This is a genomic window from Marisediminicola senii, from assembly GCF_011057645.1.
Lineage (GTDB): Bacteria > Actinomycetota > Actinomycetes > Actinomycetales > Microbacteriaceae > Marisediminicola > Marisediminicola senii.
Map to the genome: position 1 here is coordinate 26,576 of NZ_JAALGE010000015.1, position 18,536 is coordinate 45,111.

Below are 18,536 nucleotides of genomic sequence, written 5' to 3' on the forward strand. Positions count from 1 at the left end.
GGTGTCTTTCTCGGCTGGTGGTGCGGTGGTCGGGATAGGTCAGGGGTGCGCGAGCCGGGCGACGATCGCGTCACCCGTCTGCGACGTGGGACGCCGGGCCGCGCCGCGTTCGGCGAGGTCGGCGGTGACGGCCGAGGTGATGGATGCCGCGGCATCCACGAGTCCTAAATGCTCGAGCAACAGCGCGACCGACAGGATCGCTGCGGTCGGATCGGCCACCTGCTGCCCTGCGATGTCGGGGGCGGAGCCGTGCACTGGTTCGAACATACTCGGGAACACCCGGTCGGGGTTGATGTTCGCCGACGCCGCGAGGCCGATGCCGCCGCTGATGGCGCCGGCCAGGTCGGTGAGGATGTCGCCGAACAGGTTGTCGGTCACGATCACGTCGAACCGCGCGGGGTCGGTGACGAGGTGGATGGTCGCCGCGTCGACGTGCAGGTAGTCGACGGTGACCTCGGGGTACTGCGCCGCCATGGCGGTGACGATGCGCTGCCACAGCGCCCCGGCGTGCACGAGCACGTTCGTCTTGTGCACGAGGGTCAGTTTCTTGCGGCGCGCCATCGCGGTGTCGAAGGCGAACCGCGCGACCCGCTCGACGCCGAACGCGGTGTTGACGCTCACCTCGTTGGCGATCTCCTGCGGGGTGCCGACGCGGATGCCGCCGCCGTTGCCCACGTACGGGCCCTCGGTGCCCTCCCGCACGACCACGAAGTCGACGTCACCGGCGGATGCGAGCGGCGACTCGACCGACGGGTAGAGCACGGTGGGCCGGAGGTTGACGTAGTGGTCGAACGCAAAGCGCAGCTTCAGGAGCAGCCCGCGTTCGATGATGCCGCCGGCGAGGCGGGGGTCACGCGGGTCTCCCCCGACGGCGCCGAGCAGGATGGCGTCGTGGCGGGCGAGCGCCTCGAGGTCGGCCTCGCCGAGGATGTCGCCGGTCGCGAGAAAGTGGGTGGCGCCGAACGGGTACTCGATGACATCGACGTCAACGTCGCCCGGCACGACCGCGCGCAGCACCTTGAGCGCCTCGGCGATGACTTCTGGTCCGATTCCGTCGCCGGCGATGACGGCGAGACTGACTGAGCGAGGCATACCGTTCAGGGTATCGCCCGGGCCGCGGGGCGCGTGACGGCGGCCGGGGCTCGCGCGGGCGACTCGCGCATACCGGCGTACCCCCGGCATTGGGGCAGCGCGTCACGGCGCCGAATCCTCGGTATTGCGGGTGCGCGTGGTTACAGTAAGCACGCAGACACGTCGGGATCTGGCCCAGCCTGGGCAAGGCCGACTGATGAAAGGACGCCTGCCATGGGTATCGGAACCGGAATCTTCCTCTTCGTCGTGGGAGCCGTCCTGGCCTTCGCGCTCAACATCGAGACCAGCGTTATCGACCTCGACCTGGTCGGCTACCTGCTCATGGGTGCAGGCCTGCTGGTCTTCATCATCTCCCTGGTCATGATGACGCGTAAGCGCTCCAGCATCGAGACCGTGCGCAGCGTCGACAACCGCGGCGCGGAGCAGGTCACCCAGCGCGAGCGTCGCAGCGACACCGACCCGCTCGTCTGAGCCTTCCCAAGACGACAAGCCCCACCAGGGGCTACGACAGAACGGCCCGACCTGCTGGTCGCGCCGTTCTGCGTTTCGCTGGGCGCGTGCCTACTCGGTGATGTCGATCTCGTGCAGCAGGCTGGCGTCGATCGCGGAGCGCACCGACTCGAGTAGCCCGTCAGGCACCGGGGAGTCGACGGTCAGCACCGACAGCGCCTCGCCGCCCGCTTCGCGGCGGCTGATCTGCATGCCGGCGATGTTGATGCCGGCCTCGCCGAACTCTCGGCCGTAGATCGCGACGATGCCCGGGCGGTCGCGGTAGACCATCACGATGAGGTGGTCGGCGATCGGCACCTCGACGTCGTAGCCGTTGATCTCGACGATCTTCTCGACCTGCTTCGGCCCGGTCAGGGTGCCGGACACCGAGATCTGCGCGCCGTTGCTGAGCGCGCCGCGGATGGTGAGCACGTTGCGGTACTCGTCGCTGACGGCGTCGGTGATCAGGCGAACGTCGAGCCCGCGCTGCTCGGCGAGCAGTGGCGCGTTGACGTAGGAGACCGACTCCGAGACGACGTTCGTAAAGATGCCCTTGAGGGCGGCGAGCTTGAGCACGCTCACGTCGAATTCGACGATCTCGCCGCGAACATCGACGTCGACGCTGGTAACCGGGCTGTCGGCGAGTCCGGAGAAGACCTGTCCGAGCTTCTCCATCAGCGGGATGCCGGGGCGCACGGTCGGGTCGATGACGCCACCGGCCACATTGACCGCGTCGGGAACCAGTTCGCCCGAGAGCGCGAGCCGCACCGACTTCGCGACCGACACCCCGGCCTTCTCCTGTGCCTCGTCGGTCGACGCCCCGAGGTGCGGGGTCACCACGACGTTGTCGAGGGCGAGCAACGGCGAATCGACCGGGGGCTCGTGCACGAAGACGTCGAGCCCGGCGCCCGCGATGGTCTTCGAGGTCAGCGCGCGGTAGAGGGCATCCTCATCGATCAATCCGCCGCGGGCGACGTTGACGATGAAGGCGGTCGGCTTCATGAGCGCGAGCTGCGCGTCGGAGATCATGCCCGTGGTCTCGGGGGTCTTGGGCATGTGGATCGTGACGAAGTCGGACTGCTGCAGCAGCTCGTCGAACGACAGCAGGGTTACGCCGAGCTGCTGCGCGCGGGCGGCCGTGACGTAGGGGTCGTACGCGACGACCCTGACGCCGAACGCCTGCATGCGCGCGGTGATCAGGGCGCCGATGCGGCCGAGGCCGATGATGCCGACGGTCTTCTCGTACAGCTCGGTTCCGGTGTACTTCGAGCGCTTCCACTGCCCCTGCGCGAGGGCGGCGTGGGCCGGGGCGATGTGCCTGGCCAGCGCGAGGATGTGCCCGACGGTGAGCTCGGCGGCCGAGATGATGTTGGAGGTGGGTGCGTTGACGACCATGACGCCGGCGGTGGTCGCCGCCTTGATGTCGACGTTGTCGAGGCCGACCCCGGCACGGGCGATGACCTTGAGGGTCGGCGCGGCAGCGAGGGCCTCGGCGTCGATCTGCGTCGCCGAACGGATGAGGATGGCACTGGCATCCACCAGGGCCGACAGCAGGGCGGGACGGTCGGTGCCGTCGACCGAGCGGATGTCGAAATCCGGCCCGAGGGCCTCGACTGTTGCGGGTGAGAGTTCTTCTGCGATCAACACGATCGGCTTCGCCACGAATACAGTCCTTCGGTTGCCGGGAAATACCGCCGCCAGCTTAGTCGGACCGCGACAGCGCGTATCGCCGTGTGACGCCCGTGCGGTGGAGCACACTGGGCAGATGGTTTTCGAAACTTCCCAGGTCGTGCTGCGGCTCGTGCTCGCCGCGGCGTTCGTGGGCATGGGCGTCGCGCACTTCGTGCCGGGGCCGGCGCGCACCATGGCGAAGCTCATCCCGCCCTCGCTGCGTCGACGCGGACTGCCGAGCCCGATGGCGCTGGTGTACTTCACCGGCCTGTGCGAGATCGCCGGGGGCATCGGCCTGCTGGTACCCGCCACCCAGTGGGCCGCCGCGGTCTGCCTCGTGCTGTTCTTGGTCGCGGTGTTTCCGGCCAATGCCTATGCGGCGCAGCATCCGGACCGCTTCGGGTCGATCGCCATCCCGTTCTGGCGCCGCTACTTCGCGCAGCTCGTGCTGATCCTCGCGGTGGTGCTGTCGGCGGTGTAGCGGCCTGCCCTGCTGTTCGCGGACCGGCGATCGCTGGCTCAGGCCAGCGCGGCCAGGCTGAGCGTGACCGCCGCGACGACCGCGAGGCCCACGGCGAGCGCGAGGGCGAGCGCGCCGAGCCCGCGCTTTCGCGCGACGAGCACGGCGACGCCGTAGGCGGCCGGCACGATCGCGATGTTCGCGACCAGGAGCGCCCACGGAACCTCGACGCCGTTCAGGCCGATCTCGCGCGCGGCGGCGTTGTACTCGGCGAGCTGCGCCGTGACGCCGAGCAGGTTCGAGATCGCCTCGAACAGGTCGTAGGCGTAGAACAACCCGAAGAGTACGAGTACCGCGATGGTGCGCACTCCGGGCACGCGCGGGCCGGGGGTGCGCTGGCCGGCGGCCGCGGCATCCACCCCACCGCTCTTCTCACGCCCGGTGTCGCGGCTCATGCCCCGCCCCCGAGGATGAACGGCCACGGCGCGAGCAGTACGATGCCGGCGAGCAGCCACAGCACGCGGGCGAGCGGCGCGCGGTCGCGCGTGAACAGCAGGGTCGCCGTGGCCCAGCCGATCGGGGCGGCGATCGCGAGGAACTGCCCGAGCTGGTACATCACGTCGAACAGGATGTTGCCCGCGCTGAACCCGTCGCGCTGCACGGCGATGATCCAGCCGATCGAGTAGAGCAGGTAGACGCCGCCGAGGATGCCGTAGGCGACCAGCAGCACCGAAGCGCCGACCGCGGCGTGGGGCGCCGTCACGGTGCCGTTCGCCTGGGCAGCGGTGGATGCCGCTGCGCCCCCGTCGCCGTCGACGCGGGTCGCAGGCGCGTCGATCGCGCTGCCCCGCGTTCCGTCGACGTGGCTCGGGTCGTCGGCCCCGTCGCCCCACGACAGGGCATCGTCGGTGTCGTCTGGGCGCATCGTTCCAGTATGGAGGAGCCGCATCCGTGCCACCCCGTGCGCGGGGCGGGGGTTATACCACCGGGGCCTCCCACCCGGTACCGGGTTGCCACCGGGTTCATGCAGGTGAATAAATCGCGACTAGTGTTTTCCAAGCGACGATGCTGCATGCGGGTCGCTGACATCCCTTGACTACGACGATAGGTACTCAACCCATGGGTTTTCTCGACCGCGAGCACTCGATCGCACCCCCCGGTTTCAACCGGTGGTTCATTCCGCCCGCCGCTCTCGCGGTTCACCTCTGCATCGGCCAGGCCTACGCGACCAGCGTCTACAAGACCTCGCTGGTCGAGCACTTCGACGCCAGCCTGACGCAGATCGGCATCATCTTCTCGATCGCCATCGTGATGCTCGGCCTCTCCGCCGCCGTCATGGGCACCTGGGTCGACAAGAACGGGCCCCGCAAGGCCATGTTCACGTCTGCCCTGTTCTGGACCTCCGGCTTCGTGATCGGTGCCATCGGCATCTTCACGAACCAGCTCTGGCTGGTCTACGTCGGATACGGCTTCATCGGCGGCATCGGCCTCGGCATCGGGTACATCTCGCCCGTGTCGACCCTGATCAAGTGGTTCCCCGACCGCCCGGGCCTCGCGACCGGCATGGCGATCATGGGATTCGGTGGTGGCGCACTGATCGCCAGCCCCGTGTCCACCGCACTGCTGACCGCTTACGACCCCAACTCGGGAACCGAGGGATGGGTCGCCAGCGGTGACGCCGTCGGCAAGCTGTTCCTCACCTTCGCCGTCATCTACCTCGCGTACATGATGTTCGGCGCGTTCACCATCAAGGTGCCGGCCGACGGCTGGAAGCCCGACGGCTTCGACCCGTCGAAGGTCAAGAAGAACGCCCTCGTCTCGACCGAGAACGTCTCGGCCGCGAACGCCATCAAGACCCGCCAATTCTGGCTGCTCTGGACCGTGCTGTTCTGCAACGTGACCGCCGGCATCGGAATCCTCGAGCAGGCCGCCCCGATGATCCAGGACTTCTTCCGCCAGTCCGACGGCTCGTCGCTGGTCACCGCGGTCGCCGCCGGTGGATTCGTGGGCCTGCTGTCGATCGGCAACATGGCAGGACGCTTCGTCTGGTCGTCGACCTCCGACATCATCGGCCGCAAGCGCATCTACATGGTCTACCTCGGCGTCGGCGCGCTGCTCTACGTCTGCCTCGCCCTGTTCGGCTACAACACGACCATCCTCTACGTGGTCTTCGCGTTCGTCATCATCTCGTTCTACGGTGGTGGCTTCGCGACGATCCCCGCGTACCTGCGCGACCTGTTCGGCACCTACCAGGTCGGCGCCATCCACGGCCGACTGCTCACCGCATGGTCGGCAGCCGGCATCGCCGGGCCGCTGATCGTGAACGGCTTCCTCGACGCCAGGGGCACCCCCGGCGAGCTGGTCGCCCAGGACTACCAGCCGGCGCTGCTGACGATGGTCGGCCTGCTGGTCATCGGCTTCATCGCCAACCTGCTGGTCAGCCCCGTGGCATCCAAGTACTGGGAAGCCAAGAAGTCCGACACCTCAGCGCCCACCGCGGCGCCCCGCACCGCAGCAAAGGACCGATGACATGAAGGCTCGACTCGCTATCGCCTGGGCCCTCGTGGGCATTCCGCTGGCCTACGGCGTCACCATGACGCTGATCAGGGTCACGGCGCTGTTCAGCGGCTAGCAGCACCCGCCCGCTGCACCCGGCCACAGAAAGCGACGGGCAGTCACGGTCTTCGGATCGCGGCTGCCCGTTCTGTGTTTCGAAAACTATTCGGCGGCACAGATCCTGCGCCGCAAACTCAGCGCGGCGGTCCGGTCGTGCCGCGGGGCACCAGCCTCGTCGGCAGCTGCACGTGGGTGACGTCGGGCTTCTCGCCCCTGAGGAGGGCGAACAGCATGGATGCCGCGACCTCCCCCAGTCGCTGGATGGGCTGGCGAACGGTGCTCAGGGGCGGGGTGTGCCGTGACGCCTCGGGGATGTCGTCGAACCCGATCACCGACAGCTGCTCGGGAACCGAGATGCCCAGCTCCGCCGCCGCCGCCATCACGGCGATCGCCGAGAGGTCGTTCGAGGCGAAGATCGCGGTCGGCCGCATCTCCTGCGACAGCAGCTCGTGGGCGAGCTCGCGCGAGGCATCCACCTCGTACCGGCCGATACCGACCAGGCGCGGGTCGAAGGCGATGCCCGCGTCGATGAGGGCGCTGCGGTACCCGGCGTCGCGGAGTCCCGCCGATCGCAGGTCGGGGCGACCGGCGATGAAGCCGATGCGGGTGTGGCCGAGGCCGATCAGGTAGCGGGTGGCCAGCTGCGCGCCGTGGTAGCTGTCGGATTCGATCGTCGGGAGGTCTGCCCGCCCGGTGTGCGGGTCGATAGCCACGATGGGCACGTCGGCCGAGACGGAGACGATCGACGGCGTGACCATGATCAGGCCGTCGACGAGGGTGCCGCTGAGCCGCGAGACCGACCGTCGTTCCCAGCCCTCCCCCGGGCCGTCCTGGGAGCCCGCATAGGCGAGGAGGTCGAACCCGGTGCCGAGCATCGCCGACCCGACGCCCTTGAGAACCTCGGCGCTGAACGGCTCGAACTCGGGAACCAGCACCCCGATCACGCCGGTGCGACGCGAACGCATGCTGCTTGCGCCGAGGCTCGACTGGTAGCCCAGCCTGTCCACGACCTCGATGACCCTGCGCACCGTGTCCGGTGACACCCCGTAGCGTCCGTGCACGGCCTTGGAGACCGTCGACACCGAAACACCTGCGGCGGCGGCGACGTCATTGATTGTTGCCCTGCGTCCCATTCGGCTGACTATAACGAATGGAAAAGGTTTTCGAAAACGTTTGACATGACTTATTTCTGCGGCGACACTGAACTCACTCTTGGACGCTGGGGTTGGGACGCGCAGGCTGCCGTCTGCTGTCGCTGGTGCGAATGCACGCCCCTCCGCGACAGGTACCACTCGAAGAAGAGAACGGACACAGCACAGATGAAAACCAAGAAAATCCTGGCGGGGTCAGCCCTGCTCATGGCAAGCGCCATGGTCCTCACCGGCTGTGCCGGCGGCGGCGCTGCAGAGGAGAACGCCGACGGCAGCGTCACGCTGACCATGTGGCACAACTCCACCACCGGACCGGGCGCGGAGTACTGGGACACCACCGCGGCGGCATTCGAAGCTGCCAACCCCGGCGTCACCGTGGATGTGCAGCAGGTGCAGAACGAAGAGATGGACGGCCGCCTGCAGACCGCCCTGAACTCGGGTGACGCGCCCGACATCTTCATGGCTCGCGGTGGCGGCAAGCTCGCCGACGTGGTCGAGGCTGGCCAGGCCATGGACCTCACGGAGGGCATCACCGAAGAGACGCGCTCCGCCCTGGGCGACGCCGTGCTCGACGCATTCGCCATCGACGACAAGATCTACGGCGTACCCACAGCCGTTCTGCCGTCTGGCCTCTTCTACTCGGGCGACCTGCTCGAGGCAGCGGGGGTCACCACGCCCGTCGCGACGATCGACGACCTCGAGACCGCGACCGACGCCCTCAAGGAGTCCGGCGTAGACCCGATCGCCGTCGGCGCCAAGGACGCCTGGCCCGCAGCCCACTGGTACTACAACTTCGCACTACGCGCATGCTCGCAGGATGCGATGAACGATGCGGCCGCAAGCCGCAGCTTCGACGACCCGTGCTGGCTCGAGGCCGGGGAGAACCTCCAGTCGTTCCTCGACACCGAACCGTTCAACAACGGCTACCTCACCACCGCCGCGCAGCAGGGTGCAGGGTCCTCCGCGGGCCTCATTGCCAACAAGCAGGCCGGCATGGAGCTCATGGGAGCCTGGAACCCCGGCGTCATCGCTTCGCTGACCCCCGACGAGCAGCCGCTGCCCGACCTGAGCTGGATGCCGTTCCCCGAGGTCGAGGGCGGCGACGGTGAAGCCGGTGCGATGATGGGCGGCGTCGACGGTTATTCGTGCTGGGTCGACGCTCCTGTCGAGTGCATCGACTTCCTGAACTTCACGGCTGAGCAGGCCAACCAGGAGGCGTATGCAGAAGCCTTCGTGACCATTCCCGCGTCGCAGGACGCGCAGAGCGCCGTCACCGATCCCTCGCTGCAGAACGTGCTCCAGGCCTACAACGAGGCGCCGTACGTGATCGTCTGGCTCGACACCCTCTACGGACAGAACGTGGGCAACGCGCTGAACGTGGCCGTGGTCGACATGTTCGCCGGCAGTGGTACCGCCCAGGACATCGTTGACGCGGTCAGCGACGCCGCGTCGCGTAGCTAGTACGACAGAACCATGACATCAGCCCAGGACACGTCCCGCGACATCGCGGGCGCGCCAGGGGCGACGAACACCGCCGGGGGCAGCTCAGCCAAGCTGCCCCCGTCGGCGTCGCCCGCCCGTCTTCCCGCGGGGGAGAAGCGTCGCCGATCCGGCGGCTGGATCCCCCGCCTCGAACTGGCGCTCCTGATCGGCCCCGCGCTGATCACGTTCGTCGCGTTCGTTATCTTCCCCGTGGCCATCGCCGCCTACTACGGCTTCTTCAGCTGGTCCGGCTACGGCCCGGCCGTCGACTTCGTGGGCATCCGCAACTACGTGACGATCCTCACGGACTCGTCGTTCCACGAGGCCCTCGGCAACAACGTATTCATCGCCGTCGCCTCCCTCATCCTCCAGGGCCCCCTCGCCCTCGGACTCGCGCTCCTGCTCAACCGCAAGATGCGTGGACAGTCGATCATCCGCGTGCTGATCTTCGTGCCCTACGTCATCGCCGAGGTCGTCGTGGGTATCGGGTGGAGCCTGATGCTCCAGTCCAACGGCGCGCTGAACGGCCTTCTCGTGAAGGTCGGACTCGGCGACCTCGCCCAGGACTGGCTGTCGAACCCGGCAATCGCCATCTGGACCCTCGTCGTCATCATCACCTGGAAGTACATCGGCTTCGCCGTGATCCTCTTCCTCGCCGGACTCCAGGGCGTGCCGGAGGAGCTCTCGGAGGCGGCATCGATCGACGGTGCGACCTATTGGCAGGTACAGCGATACATCGTGCTGCCCCTGCTCGGGCCCACCATCCGCATCTGGGCGTTCCTCTCCATCATCGGTTCGCTGCAACTGTTCGACCTGGTGTGGATCATCTGGGGTCAATACGTCGCCGGAACGGCGGGAACCTCCACCATGGCGACCTACATGGTCGCTAACGGGCGCAACTCGGGCAGCTACGGCTACGGAAGCGCCGTCGCCGTCGTCATGTTCGTGCTGTCGCTCATCGTCGCGCTGATCTACCAGCGCTTCCTGTTGCGCCGCGACACCGCGGGCGCCGTTACCGGAGGAAAGAACTGATGGCCACCGCAATCTCCGAGAAGCCGCAGAAGGCGGCCGAGCCGCGCGTGAAGCCGGCTCCCGCCTCCATCAAGCGCGGCGGAACGCCGATCATCTACTTCGTCGCCCTCGTGCTGATCGGGTTGATGCTCACGCCGGTACTCTTCATCATCCTCGGCGGCTTCCGCTCAAACTCGTCGATCACCGTCGACCCGTCGGGCTTCCCCGTCGAGTGGCAGTGGCAGAACTACGCCGAGGTCCTGACCAACGCGGTGTTCTGGCAGCAGGTCGGCAACTCGTCGATCGCCGCGATCACGACGACGCTCATCGTCGTCGGGCTGGGGCTCATGGCGGCATTCGGCCTCGCGCGCTACCAATTCAGGGGCCGCGGCGTCATCTACGCCCTGTTCGCCGCCGGCCTCATGTTCCCGATGACCGTGGCGATCACGCCGCTCTACATCCTGGTGCGCGACCTCGGCCTGACGAACTCCCTCGCCGGTGTCATCATTCCCCAGGTGGCATTCGCCCTGCCGATCACGATTATCATCCTGGTGCCATTCCTCGCAGCCATTCCGAATGAACTGCAGGAGGCAGCATCGATCGATGGATGCTCGCGCCTCGGGTTCTTCTGGCGCATGGTGATCCCGCTGTCGGTCCCCGGGGTGATCACCGTCGGTATCCTCGCGTTCATCGCCAGCTGGAACAGCTACATGCTCCCGCTGTTCATCCTCGCGGACCCCGCGCTGTATACGCTCCCGCTCGGAACCCAGGTGTTCGCATCGCAGTACTCGGTCGACACCGCCCGCGTGCTCGCGTTCACCGCACTGTCGATGATCCCGGCACTGGTGTTCTTCAGCCTGTTCGAACGTCGCATCGTCGGTGGCCTCACCGGCGCCGTGAAGGGCTGATCCGCAATGACTACCGACAACACCGTGGCTTCAGCGCGCGTACTCGCGCTGCTGGAGTCCATGACCCTCGCCGAGAAGATCGGACAGCTCGGCAGCTTCTGGGTCGACCAGGGCGACGACCTCGTCGCCCCGATGGCCGGGGAGATGGCGTCGTCGACGAAGTACGACGAGGCCAGCAAGGACGGCATCGGACACCTCAGCCGGGTGTACGGCACCCGGCCGGTCGACCCGATCGAGCGCGCCGACTGGCTGTGGACCGAGCAGCGGCGCCTCCGTGCGGAGACCCGTCTCGGCATCCCGGCCATCGTGCACGAGGAGTGCCTCACCGGCCTCGCGGCGTGGAAGGCCGCGACCTTCCCCACCCCGCTCGCGTGGGGTGCGTCGTTCGACCCCTATACGGTCGAGGAGATGGCCCGCACCATCGGCGGTTCGATGCACGCCCTCGGAATTCACCAGGGCCTCGCCCCGGTGCTCGACGTCATCCGCGACGCTCGCTGGGGTCGGGTCGACGAGTGCATCGCCGAGGATCCGTACGTGGTCGGCACCATCGGTACCGCCTACGTGCGCGGACTGCAGGACGCGGGCATCGACGCGACGCTCAAGCACTTCGTGGGCTACTCCGCGTCGCGCTCCGGCCGCAACCACGCGCCGGTATCCGCAGGTCCCCGCGAGATCGCCGACGTGCTGCTCCCTCCCTTCGAGATGGCAGTGCGCGACGGTGGAGCGCGCAGCGTGATGAACTCGTATGCCGAGATCGACGGCATGCCCGTCGCCGCGACATCCGAGTACCTCACCGACCTGCTGCGCGACGCGTGGGGCTTCGAGGGCGTGGTGGTCTCCGACTACTTCGCCGTGCGGTTCCTCGAGACGATGCACGGCGTCGCCAGGGATGGCGCGGAGGCCGCGCGCCTCGCCCTGACCGCGGGACTCGACGTCGAGCTGCCCACCACTGATGCCTTCGGCGAGCCGCTGCTGCGCCTGCTGCAGGATGGCGGCATCGACCCGTCGGTCGTCGACATCGCGGTGCTGCGGGTGCTCATGCAGAAGGAGCGCCTCGGCCTTCTCGATGAGACGTTCGACACCCCGCCGACCGAGATCGAGCTCGACAGCCCGGCGCACCGGGCCGTGGCGCGGCGCCTCGCAGAGGAGTCGGTCGTGATGCTCGCGAACCACTCCGTGCTGCCCCTCGCCGCGCCAGCACGCCTCGCGGTGATCGGACCCAACGCCGACTCGGCGGAGGCACTGATGGGCTGCTACTCGTTCGCGAACCACGTGCTGGCACACCACCCGGAAACCGAGATCGGGTTCGAGATCCCCACCGTTCTCGACGCGATCCGATCGGAGTTCGCCGACAGTGACATCACGCACGTCGCCGGCTGCGCCGTGGAGGGCCACGACCGTTCCGCGATCGCCGACGCGGTGGCTGCGGCCACCGCCGCCGACGTCGCCGTGGTGGTCGTCGGAGACCGGGCCGGGCTCTTCGGGCGCGGCACGGTCGGCGAAGGCAACGACGTCGAGAGCCTCGAGCTCCCCGGCGTGCAGCGCGAACTAGTTGAGGCGATCGTTGCGACGGGAACCCCCGTCGTGATGGTGCTGCTGACCGGTCGGCCGTACTCGCTGTCGTGGGCACTGGACTCCGCGACGGTACCCGACGCGGTGCTGCAGGCGTTCTTCCCGGGCGAAGAAGGAGCACCGGCGCTGGCCGGCATCCTCTCCGGAGTGGTGAACCCGAGCGGCCGCCTGCCGGTGTCCCTCCCCCGGTCGGCCGGGGCGCAGCCGTACTCGTACCTGCACCCGACGCTCGGTGGACCGAACGAGATCACCAGCGCGAGCAGCGCACCGGTTCGCCCGTTCGGCTTCGGCCTGTCGTACTCGTCGTTCACCCACGACGAGCTGACCGTGGAGCAGACAGCGCCCACCGCGACGTCGTTCCGGGTGTCGGTCCGCGTGGCCAACACGAGCGAGCGGGCAGGCACCGACGTGGTGCAGCTCTATGCCCGCGACGTGCACGCGCAGGTCACCCGTCCGGTCGCGCAGCTGCTCGGCTACGCCCGCGTCGACCTCGAGGCGGGGCAGGACACCATCGTCGACTTCGACGTTCCGACCACGAGGCTCGCGTTCACCGGTCGCTCAGGCCATCGCATCGTCGAGCCGGGGCAGGTCGAACTGTGGGTCGGCGGATCGTGCGCTGACAAGGAGACCACCGGGTCGGTCGAGCTGGTGGGCGACGAGCACGTCGTCACCCCCGAGGACCGTCGGGTGACCGTCGCGGGTGCGCGCTCGGTCGTGCACACCGGATAGCGGCGGCACCTGCATCCATTGCCCCCTGATGGGCGCCGGATACAGCGAAGCGGGGCAGTCACGATCTCTCGATCGTGACTGCCCCGCTGTCGTTCGTGCGAGGGGCCGCCGCGAGCTAGCGGGCCGCGCTGCCGTCGGTGTAGTCGGCGTCCTGCTGCTTCCAGGCGAAGAGCGCGCGCAGCTCCTTGCCGGTGGCCTCGATCGGGTGCGCTGCACCCTTCTCGCGCAGCGACAGGAACTCGGGGGCTCCCGCGTCCTGGTCGGCGATGAAGCGCTCGGCGAATGCACCGGACTGGATGTCCTTCAGCACGGCCTGCATGTTCTCCTTGACCGAGGGGTCGATCACGCGCGGGCCGGAGACGTAGTCGCCGTACTCCGCGGTGTCGGAGACGCTCCAGCGCTGCTTCGCGATGCCGCCCTCCCACATCAGGTCGACGATGAGCTTGAGCTCGTGGAGCACCTCGAAGTAGGCGATCTGCGGCTGGTAGCCGGCCTCGATGAGCGTCTCGAAGCCGTACTGCACGAGCTGCGAGGTTCCGCCGCAGAGCACGGCCTGCTCACCGAACAGGTCGGTCTCGGTCTCTTCGGTGAAGGTGGTCTTGATTCCACCCGCGCGGAGTCCGCCGATGGCCTTGGAGTACGACCATGCGAGGTCCCATGCTGCGCCGGAGGCGTCCTGCTCGACGGCGACGATGACGGGAACGCCGCGGCCGGCCTCGAACTCGCGGCGCACGGTGTGGCCGGGGCCCTTGGGGGCGACGAGCAGAACGTCGACGCCGGCGGGGGCCGTGATGTAGCCGTAGCGGATGTTGAAGCCGTGGCCGAAGACGAGCGCCTTGCCCTCGGTGAGGTTCGCGGCGATGTCGTCGGCGTACAGGTGGCGCTGGTGCTGGTCGGGCGCGAGGATGACGATGACGTCTGCCCACGCTGCCGCTTCGGCGGAGGGCAGCACGGTAAAGCCGGCCTCCTCGGCCTTGGCCTTGGACTTCGAGTCGGGCTTGAGGCCGACGACGACCTCGACGCCGGAGTCGCGGAGGTTCTGCGCGTGGGCGTGACCCTGCGAACCGTAACCGATGACGGCGACCTTCTTGCCCTGGATGATCGACAGGTCGGCGTCTTTGTCGTAGAAGATTTCGGTCATGGGTATGACTCCTTTGTTTGGACGGGGCTTGGTGTGGTCGAGTGCGTGACGGGGCACGCTGGTGGACGCGCCTGGACGCGTGAGGGCCCTCCGGGTCAGCTCTTGAAGACGCGCTCGGTGATGCTCTTCGAACCGCGCCCGATGGCAAGGAGGCCGGACTGCGCGATCTCCTTGATGCCGTAGGGCTCGAGCACGCGCAGCAGCGCCTGGGTCTTCGGGGTGTCGCCGGTGACCTCGATCACGAGGGCGTCGGTCGACACGTCGACGATGCGCGCCCTGAACAGGTTCGCGGCCTCGAGGATCTGGCTGCGGGTGGTGTTGTCGACGCGCACCTTGATGAGCATGTGCTCGCGCTCGACGGTCTGCGACGGCTCCAGCTCGACGATCTTGATCACGTTGATCAGCTTGTTGAGCTGCTTTGTGACCTGCTCGAGCGGGAGGTCCTCGACGTCGACGACCACCGTGATGCGCGACAGGCCCTCGATCTCGCTCTTGCCGACGGCGAGGCTCTCGATGTTGAACCCGCGGCGGGCGAACAGGCCGGCGACCCTGGTCAGCAGGCCCGGCTTGTCCTCGACGAGGAGCGACAGTACGTGGCTCATGGCCTACTCCTCTTCCCATTCGGGAGCGTGCTCCCTGGCGTACTGCACGGACGAATTACCGACCCCCTGCGGAACCATCGGCCACACCATGGCGTCGCGGCTCACGATGAAGTCGAGGACGACGGGGCGGTCGTTGGTCTCGTTGGCGAGCCTGATCGCGGCGTCGACGTCTTCCTTGCGGGTCACGCGGATGCCCAGGGCGCCGTACGCCTCGGCGAGCTTGACGAAGTCCGGCACCATCACGGTGTCGTGCCCGGTGTTGAGGTCGGTGAACGAGTGGCGGCCCTCGTAGAACAGGGTCTGCCACTGCCGCACCATGCCGAGCGACGAGTTGTTGATCACCGCGACCTTGATCGGGATCTTGTTGATCGTGCAGGTCGCCAGTTCCTGGTTGGTCATCTGGAAGCATCCATCACCATCGATCGCCCACACGGTGCGGTCGGGCTGGGCCACCTTCGCGCCCATCGCCGCGGGAACGCCGTAGCCCATGGTGCCGGCTCCCCCGGAGTTGAGCCACGAGTTCGGGCGCTCGTACTTGATGAACTGCGCGGCCCACATCTGGTGCTGGCCGACACCGCTGGCGTAGACGCCCTCCGGGCCGGTGATCTGGCCGATGCGCTCGATCACGTACTGGGGAGAGAGCAGACCGTCGTCTGGCTCGTCGTAACCGAGCGGGAACTGCGTGCGCAGGTCGTTCAGGCGCGTCCACCACTCCGCGATGTCGGGGCGTGCGTCGCTGGTAGCGAGCGCGTAGGCGACCGTCAGATCGGCGATCACGTCTTTCGCATCGCCCACGATCGGCACGTCGGCATGGCGGATCTTCGAGATCTCGGCCGGATCGATGTCGACGTGCACCACCTTGGCGTGGGGAGCGAACTCACTCGCCTTGCCGGTGACGCGGTCGTCGAAGCGGGCGCCGAGCGCGATCAGCAGGTCGGCCTCCTGCAGGGCGAGCACCGCGGGAACGGTGCCGTGCATGCCGGGCATGCCGAGATGCTGGTCGTGAGAGTCGGGGAACGCGCCGCGGGCCATCAGGGTGGTGACGACCGGGGCGCCGGTGCTCTCGGCGAGGGCCAGCAGCTCATCGGACGCCTGCGCGCGGATGACGCCGCCGCCGACGTAGAGCACCGGTCGCTTGGCTGCGGCGAGCAGCTGCGCCGCGGCCTGGATCTGCTTGCCGTGCGCCTTGGTGACCGGGCGGTAGCCGGGCAGGTCGACCTTGGGCGGCCAGACGAATTCGGCGCTGGCTTGCTGGCAGTCCTTGGTCACGTCGACGAGGACGGGGCCGGGGCGCCCGGTCGTGGCGATGAGGTACGCGGCCTGCAGGGTGGCCGGGATGTCCTCCGGCTTGGTGACGAGGAACGAGTGCTTGGTGATGGGCATCGTGATGCCCACGATGTCCACCTCCTGGAACGCGTCGGTTCCCATCGATGTGCTGAACACCTGTCCGGTGATCGCGAGCAGCGGCACGGAGTCCATGTGCGCGTCGGCGATCGCCGTGACGAGGTTGGTCGCGCCGGGCCCGGACGTGGCGATGCACACGCCGAGTCGGTTGCTGGATGACGCGTAGCCTTCCGCCGCGTGGCCAGCACCCTGTTCGTGCCGCACGAGGATGTGCCGGATGCCCTCCGACGACATGAGCTCGTCGTAGAACGGCATGATCGCGCCGCCGGGGAGGCCGAACACCTCCTTGATGCCGAGGTGCTCGAGGGACTTGAGGATGGCGCCGGACCCCGTGAGCACGAGCGGCTCTGCGGGTGTCGCGCCGCGTGGCGCGGTGGGAGCGCTCGGCGCGGTGGGCCGGGCGGTCGGCACGGGGATGGATTCCGTGGACATGGGTATGGGGGTCCTTAGTTGTAGCGAGTGGTCGCGGCGACGCCCGGTTACCCGGTGATGGCGCCGACGGCCGCGGAGTGCACGAGCTTCGAGTACTTGGCGAGTACGCCGCGGGTGTAGCGCGGGGGAAGGGGGTTCCAGCCGTCACGGCGAGCGGTCAGCTCCGCGGGGTCGACCAAGAGGTCGAGTGATCGAGCTGCGATATCGACCCGTATGAGATCACCATCGCGCACGAAGGCAATGGGCCCTGCGTCCACTGCTTCGGGTGCTACGTGGCCGATGCACAGTCCGGTTGTGCCGCCTGAGAATCGCCCGTCGGTCAAGAGTAATACATCTTTGCCGAGGCCAGCCCCCTTGATGGCTGCGGTGATGGCGAGCATCTCCCGCATGCCGGGACCGCCCTTGGGTCCTTCGTAGCGAATCACGACGACGTCGCCCGCACCGATGGTGCCCTCGGTGAGGGCATCCATCGCCGCGCGCTCGCGCTCGAAGACCCTCGCGGGTCCTTCGAACACGTCGGCGTCGAAACCGGCGGTCTTGACCACCGCGCCCTCGGGGGCGAGGGATCCGTGCAGCACCGTGAGTCCGCCGGTCGCGTGGATGGGGTTGTCGAGGGTGCGCAGCACCTCGCCGTCGAGGGGGTCGACAGCGAGTTCGGCGAGGTTCTCGGCCAGCGTCTTGCCGGTGACGGTGAGCGCGTCGCCGTGCATGAGCCCGGCGTCGAGCAGCGCCTTCATCAGTACGGGGAGACCGCCCTGGCGGTCGACGTCGTTCATGACGTACTTGCCGAACGGCTTGAGGTCGCCGAGGTGCGGCACCCTGTCCCCGATGCGATTGAAGTCGTCGAGGGTGAGGTCGACCTCGGCCTCGTAGGCGATGGCCAGCAGGTGGAGGATCACGTTGGTCGATCCGCCGAGCGCCATGGCCACGGCGATGGCGTTCTCGAAGGCGTGCTTGGTGAGGATGTCGCGGGTGGTGATGCCGAGGCGCAGCAGGTTGACGACGGCCTCGCCCGAGCGGTGCGCGTAGTAGTCGCGCCGACGGTCGGCGGCGGCGGGCGACGCCGAGCCGGGCAGGCTGAGCCCGAGGGCCTCGGCGACGCTGGCCATGGTGTTCGCGGTGTACATGCCGCCGCAGGCACCCTCGCCGGGCGCGAATGCGCACTCGATGCGGTGGGCGTCCTCTGGGCTCATCCGGCCGGCCTTGACGGCGCCGACCGCCTCGAACGAGTCAATGATCGTGATGTCCTTCTCGGTACCGTCGCTGAGCTTGACCCAGCCCGGCGCGATGGATCCCGCGTAGAGGAACACCGACGACAGGTCGAGCCTCGCCGATGCCATCAGCATGCCGGGGATCGACTTGTCACAGCCGGCGAGGAGCACGGAGCCGTCGAGGCGCTCGGCCTGCATGACGACCTCGACGGAGTCGGCAATGACCTCGCGGCTCACCAGGGAGAAGTGCATTCCCTCGTGGCCCATCGAGATGCCGTCGGAGACGGAGACCGTGCCGAACTGCAGCGGGTAGCCGCCACCGCCGTGCACGCCTTCCTTGGCGGCCTGCGCGAGACGGTCGAGGGAGAGGTTGCATGGCGTGATCTCGTTCCACGAGCTCGCGATGCCGATCTGCGGCTTGTCCCAGTCGGCGTCGCCCATGCCGACGGCCCGGAGCATGCCCCGTGAGGTCGTCGCCTCGATGCCGTCGGTGACGACGCGGGAGCGGGGTTTTGGGTCTATTTCAGCCATGTTACGAGTGTAGAACCCTCACACCCGGCGTTTG

General features: G+C 68.0%; 17 protein-coding genes. 8 read left to right on the forward strand and 9 right to left on the reverse strand.

The annotated features are described in order from the left end of the window. Positions 1-39 precede the first annotated feature (39 nt). Positions 40-1,092 (reverse strand): 3-isopropylmalate dehydrogenase, encoded by a 1,053-nt coding sequence (locus G5S38_RS07140; protein ID WP_165066467.1) that lies wholly within the window; start codon positions 1,090-1,092, stop codon positions 40-42. 213 nt (positions 1,093-1,305) lie between these two features. On the opposite strand from G5S38_RS07140, the gene G5S38_RS07145 reads away from it, so the two are divergent. After that, on the forward strand, positions 1,306-1,563 hold the full coding sequence (locus G5S38_RS07145) for a DUF6458 family protein (RefSeq protein WP_165066470.1): 258 nt from the start codon (positions 1,306-1,308) through the stop codon (positions 1,561-1,563). A 90-nt stretch (positions 1,564-1,653) separates the two neighbouring features. On the opposite strand, the gene serA is transcribed toward G5S38_RS07145, so the two are convergent. Continuing rightward, entirely contained in the window at positions 1,654-3,243 is a 1,590-nt protein-coding gene (gene serA / locus G5S38_RS07150; protein ID WP_165066481.1) for a phosphoglycerate dehydrogenase, read from the reverse strand. Between the two features lie 103 nt (positions 3,244-3,346). Between serA and G5S38_RS07155 the strand changes: the two genes are divergently transcribed. Beyond that, complete coding sequence (locus G5S38_RS07155) at positions 3,347-3,733, forward strand: DoxX family protein (RefSeq protein WP_165066483.1); 387 nt, start codon at positions 3,347-3,349, stop codon at positions 3,731-3,733. A 38-nt stretch (positions 3,734-3,771) separates the two neighbouring features. Here G5S38_RS07155 and G5S38_RS07160 read toward each other — a convergent pair whose 3' ends face one another. Together G5S38_RS07160 and G5S38_RS07165 are read right to left on the reverse strand one after the other, a co-directional pair. Then, the gene (locus G5S38_RS07160) at positions 3,772-4,167 is read right to left on the reverse strand and encodes a hypothetical protein (protein WP_165066485.1); all 396 of its coding nucleotides are present in this window, start codon (positions 4,165-4,167) and stop codon (positions 3,772-3,774) included. After that, a complete protein-coding gene (locus G5S38_RS07165) occupies positions 4,164-4,637 on the reverse strand; it encodes a hypothetical protein (protein WP_165066487.1) in 474 nt (157 codons plus the stop codon). The genes G5S38_RS07160 and G5S38_RS07165 overlap by 4 nt, the downstream gene beginning before the upstream one ends. A gap of 194 nt (positions 4,638-4,831) precedes the next feature. Here G5S38_RS07165 and G5S38_RS07170 point away from each other — a divergent pair, with 194 nt between their 5' ends. Both G5S38_RS07170 and G5S38_RS16000 read left to right on the forward strand, forming a co-directional pair. Beyond that, positions 4,832-6,241, forward strand: coding sequence for an OFA family MFS transporter (locus G5S38_RS07170; protein ID WP_165066489.1), 1,410 nt, complete (start codon positions 4,832-4,834; stop codon positions 6,239-6,241). Position 6,242: 1 nt separating this feature from the next. After that, a complete protein-coding gene (locus tag G5S38_RS16000; RefSeq protein WP_456237992.1) occupies positions 6,243-6,344 on the forward strand; it encodes an MFS transporter small subunit in 102 nt (33 codons plus the stop codon). 118 nt (positions 6,345-6,462) lie between these two features. Here the strand turns inward: G5S38_RS16000 and G5S38_RS07175 are convergent, their stop codons facing one another. Then, positions 6,463-7,461, reverse strand: coding sequence for a LacI family DNA-binding transcriptional regulator (locus G5S38_RS07175; protein ID WP_165066491.1), 999 nt, complete (start codon positions 7,459-7,461; stop codon positions 6,463-6,465). 186 nt (positions 7,462-7,647) lie between these two features. Here G5S38_RS07175 and G5S38_RS07180 point away from each other — a divergent pair, with 186 nt between their 5' ends. From G5S38_RS07180 to G5S38_RS07195, 4 genes are read left to right on the forward strand one after another with little or no spacing between them, the layout of a single operon-like run. Continuing rightward, complete coding sequence (locus G5S38_RS07180; protein WP_165066493.1) at positions 7,648-8,940, forward strand: ABC transporter substrate-binding protein; 1,293 nt, start codon at positions 7,648-7,650, stop codon at positions 8,938-8,940. Positions 8,941-8,952: 12 nt separating this feature from the next. After that, a complete protein-coding gene (locus G5S38_RS07185) occupies positions 8,953-9,993 on the forward strand; it encodes a carbohydrate ABC transporter permease (protein ID WP_165066495.1) in 1,041 nt (346 codons plus the stop codon). Beyond that, the gene (locus G5S38_RS07190) at positions 9,993-10,880 is read left to right on the forward strand and encodes a carbohydrate ABC transporter permease (RefSeq protein WP_165066497.1); all 888 of its coding nucleotides are present in this window, start codon (positions 9,993-9,995) and stop codon (positions 10,878-10,880) included. The genes G5S38_RS07185 and G5S38_RS07190 overlap by 1 nt, the downstream gene beginning before the upstream one ends. A 6-nt stretch (positions 10,881-10,886) precedes the next feature. Beyond that, entirely contained in the window at positions 10,887-13,181 is a 2,295-nt protein-coding gene (locus tag G5S38_RS07195; protein WP_165066499.1) for a beta-xylosidase/alpha-l-arabinosidase, read from the forward strand. Positions 13,182-13,296: 115 nt separating this feature from the next. Here the strand turns inward: G5S38_RS07195 and ilvC are convergent, their stop codons facing one another. The 4 genes from ilvC to ilvD form a co-directional block, all read right to left on the reverse strand. Next, positions 13,297-14,322, reverse strand: a complete 1,026-nt coding sequence (gene ilvC, locus G5S38_RS07200; RefSeq protein ID WP_165066502.1) for a ketol-acid reductoisomerase — start codon at positions 14,320-14,322, stop codon at positions 13,297-13,299. 95 nt (positions 14,323-14,417) lie between these two features. Continuing rightward, positions 14,418-14,924: an acetolactate synthase small subunit gene (gene ilvN / locus G5S38_RS07205; protein ID WP_165066517.1), complete on the reverse strand. Its 507-nt coding sequence runs from the start codon at positions 14,922-14,924 to the stop codon at positions 14,418-14,420. 3 nt (positions 14,925-14,927) lie between these two features. Further along, entirely contained in the window at positions 14,928-16,760 is a 1,833-nt protein-coding gene (locus tag G5S38_RS07210) for an acetolactate synthase large subunit (protein WP_165066520.1), read from the reverse strand. Between the two features lie 47 nt (positions 16,761-16,807). Further along, positions 16,808-18,502 (reverse strand): dihydroxy-acid dehydratase, encoded by a 1,695-nt coding sequence (gene ilvD, locus G5S38_RS07215; protein WP_165066523.1) that lies wholly within the window; start codon positions 18,500-18,502, stop codon positions 16,808-16,810. Positions 18,503-18,536 lie beyond the last annotated feature (34 nt).

Coding starts and splice junctions, on each gene's coding strand:
- G5S38_RS07140 (WP_165066467.1), bottom strand. CDS start 1,092: ATGCCTCGCTCAGTCAGTCTCGCCGTCATCGCCGGCGACGGAATCGGA.
- G5S38_RS07145 (WP_165066470.1), top strand. CDS start 1,306: ATGGGTATCGGAACCGGAATCTTCCTCTTCGTCGTGGGAGCCGTCCTG.
- G5S38_RS07155 (WP_165066483.1), top strand. CDS start 3,347: ATGGTTTTCGAAACTTCCCAGGTCGTGCTGCGGCTCGTGCTCGCCGCG.
- G5S38_RS07160 (WP_165066485.1), bottom strand. CDS start 4,167: ATGAGCCGCGACACCGGGCGTGAGAAGAGCGGTGGGGTGGATGCCGCG.
- G5S38_RS07165 (WP_165066487.1), bottom strand. CDS start 4,637: ATGCGCCCAGACGACACCGACGATGCCCTGTCGTGGGGCGACGGGGCC.
- G5S38_RS07170 (WP_165066489.1), top strand. CDS start 4,832: ATGGGTTTTCTCGACCGCGAGCACTCGATCGCACCCCCCGGTTTCAAC.
- G5S38_RS16000 (WP_456237992.1), top strand. CDS start 6,243: ATGAAGGCTCGACTCGCTATCGCCTGGGCCCTCGTGGGCATTCCGCTG.
- G5S38_RS07175 (WP_165066491.1), bottom strand. CDS start 7,461: ATGGGACGCAGGGCAACAATCAATGACGTCGCCGCCGCCGCAGGTGTT.
- G5S38_RS07180 (WP_165066493.1), top strand. CDS start 7,648: ATGAAAACCAAGAAAATCCTGGCGGGGTCAGCCCTGCTCATGGCAAGC.
- G5S38_RS07185 (WP_165066495.1), top strand. CDS start 8,953: ATGACATCAGCCCAGGACACGTCCCGCGACATCGCGGGCGCGCCAGGG.
- G5S38_RS07190 (WP_165066497.1), top strand. CDS start 9,993: ATGGCCACCGCAATCTCCGAGAAGCCGCAGAAGGCGGCCGAGCCGCGC.
- G5S38_RS07195 (WP_165066499.1), top strand. CDS start 10,887: ATGACTACCGACAACACCGTGGCTTCAGCGCGCGTACTCGCGCTGCTG.
- ilvC (WP_165066502.1), bottom strand. CDS start 14,322: ATGACCGAAATCTTCTACGACAAAGACGCCGACCTGTCGATCATCCAG.
- ilvN (WP_165066517.1), bottom strand. CDS start 14,924: ATGAGCCACGTACTGTCGCTCCTCGTCGAGGACAAGCCGGGCCTGCTG.
- G5S38_RS07210 (WP_165066520.1), bottom strand. CDS start 16,760: ATGTCCACGGAATCCATCCCCGTGCCGACCGCCCGGCCCACCGCGCCG.
- ilvD (WP_165066523.1), bottom strand. CDS start 18,502: ATGGCTGAAATAGACCCAAAACCCCGCTCCCGCGTCGTCACCGACGGC.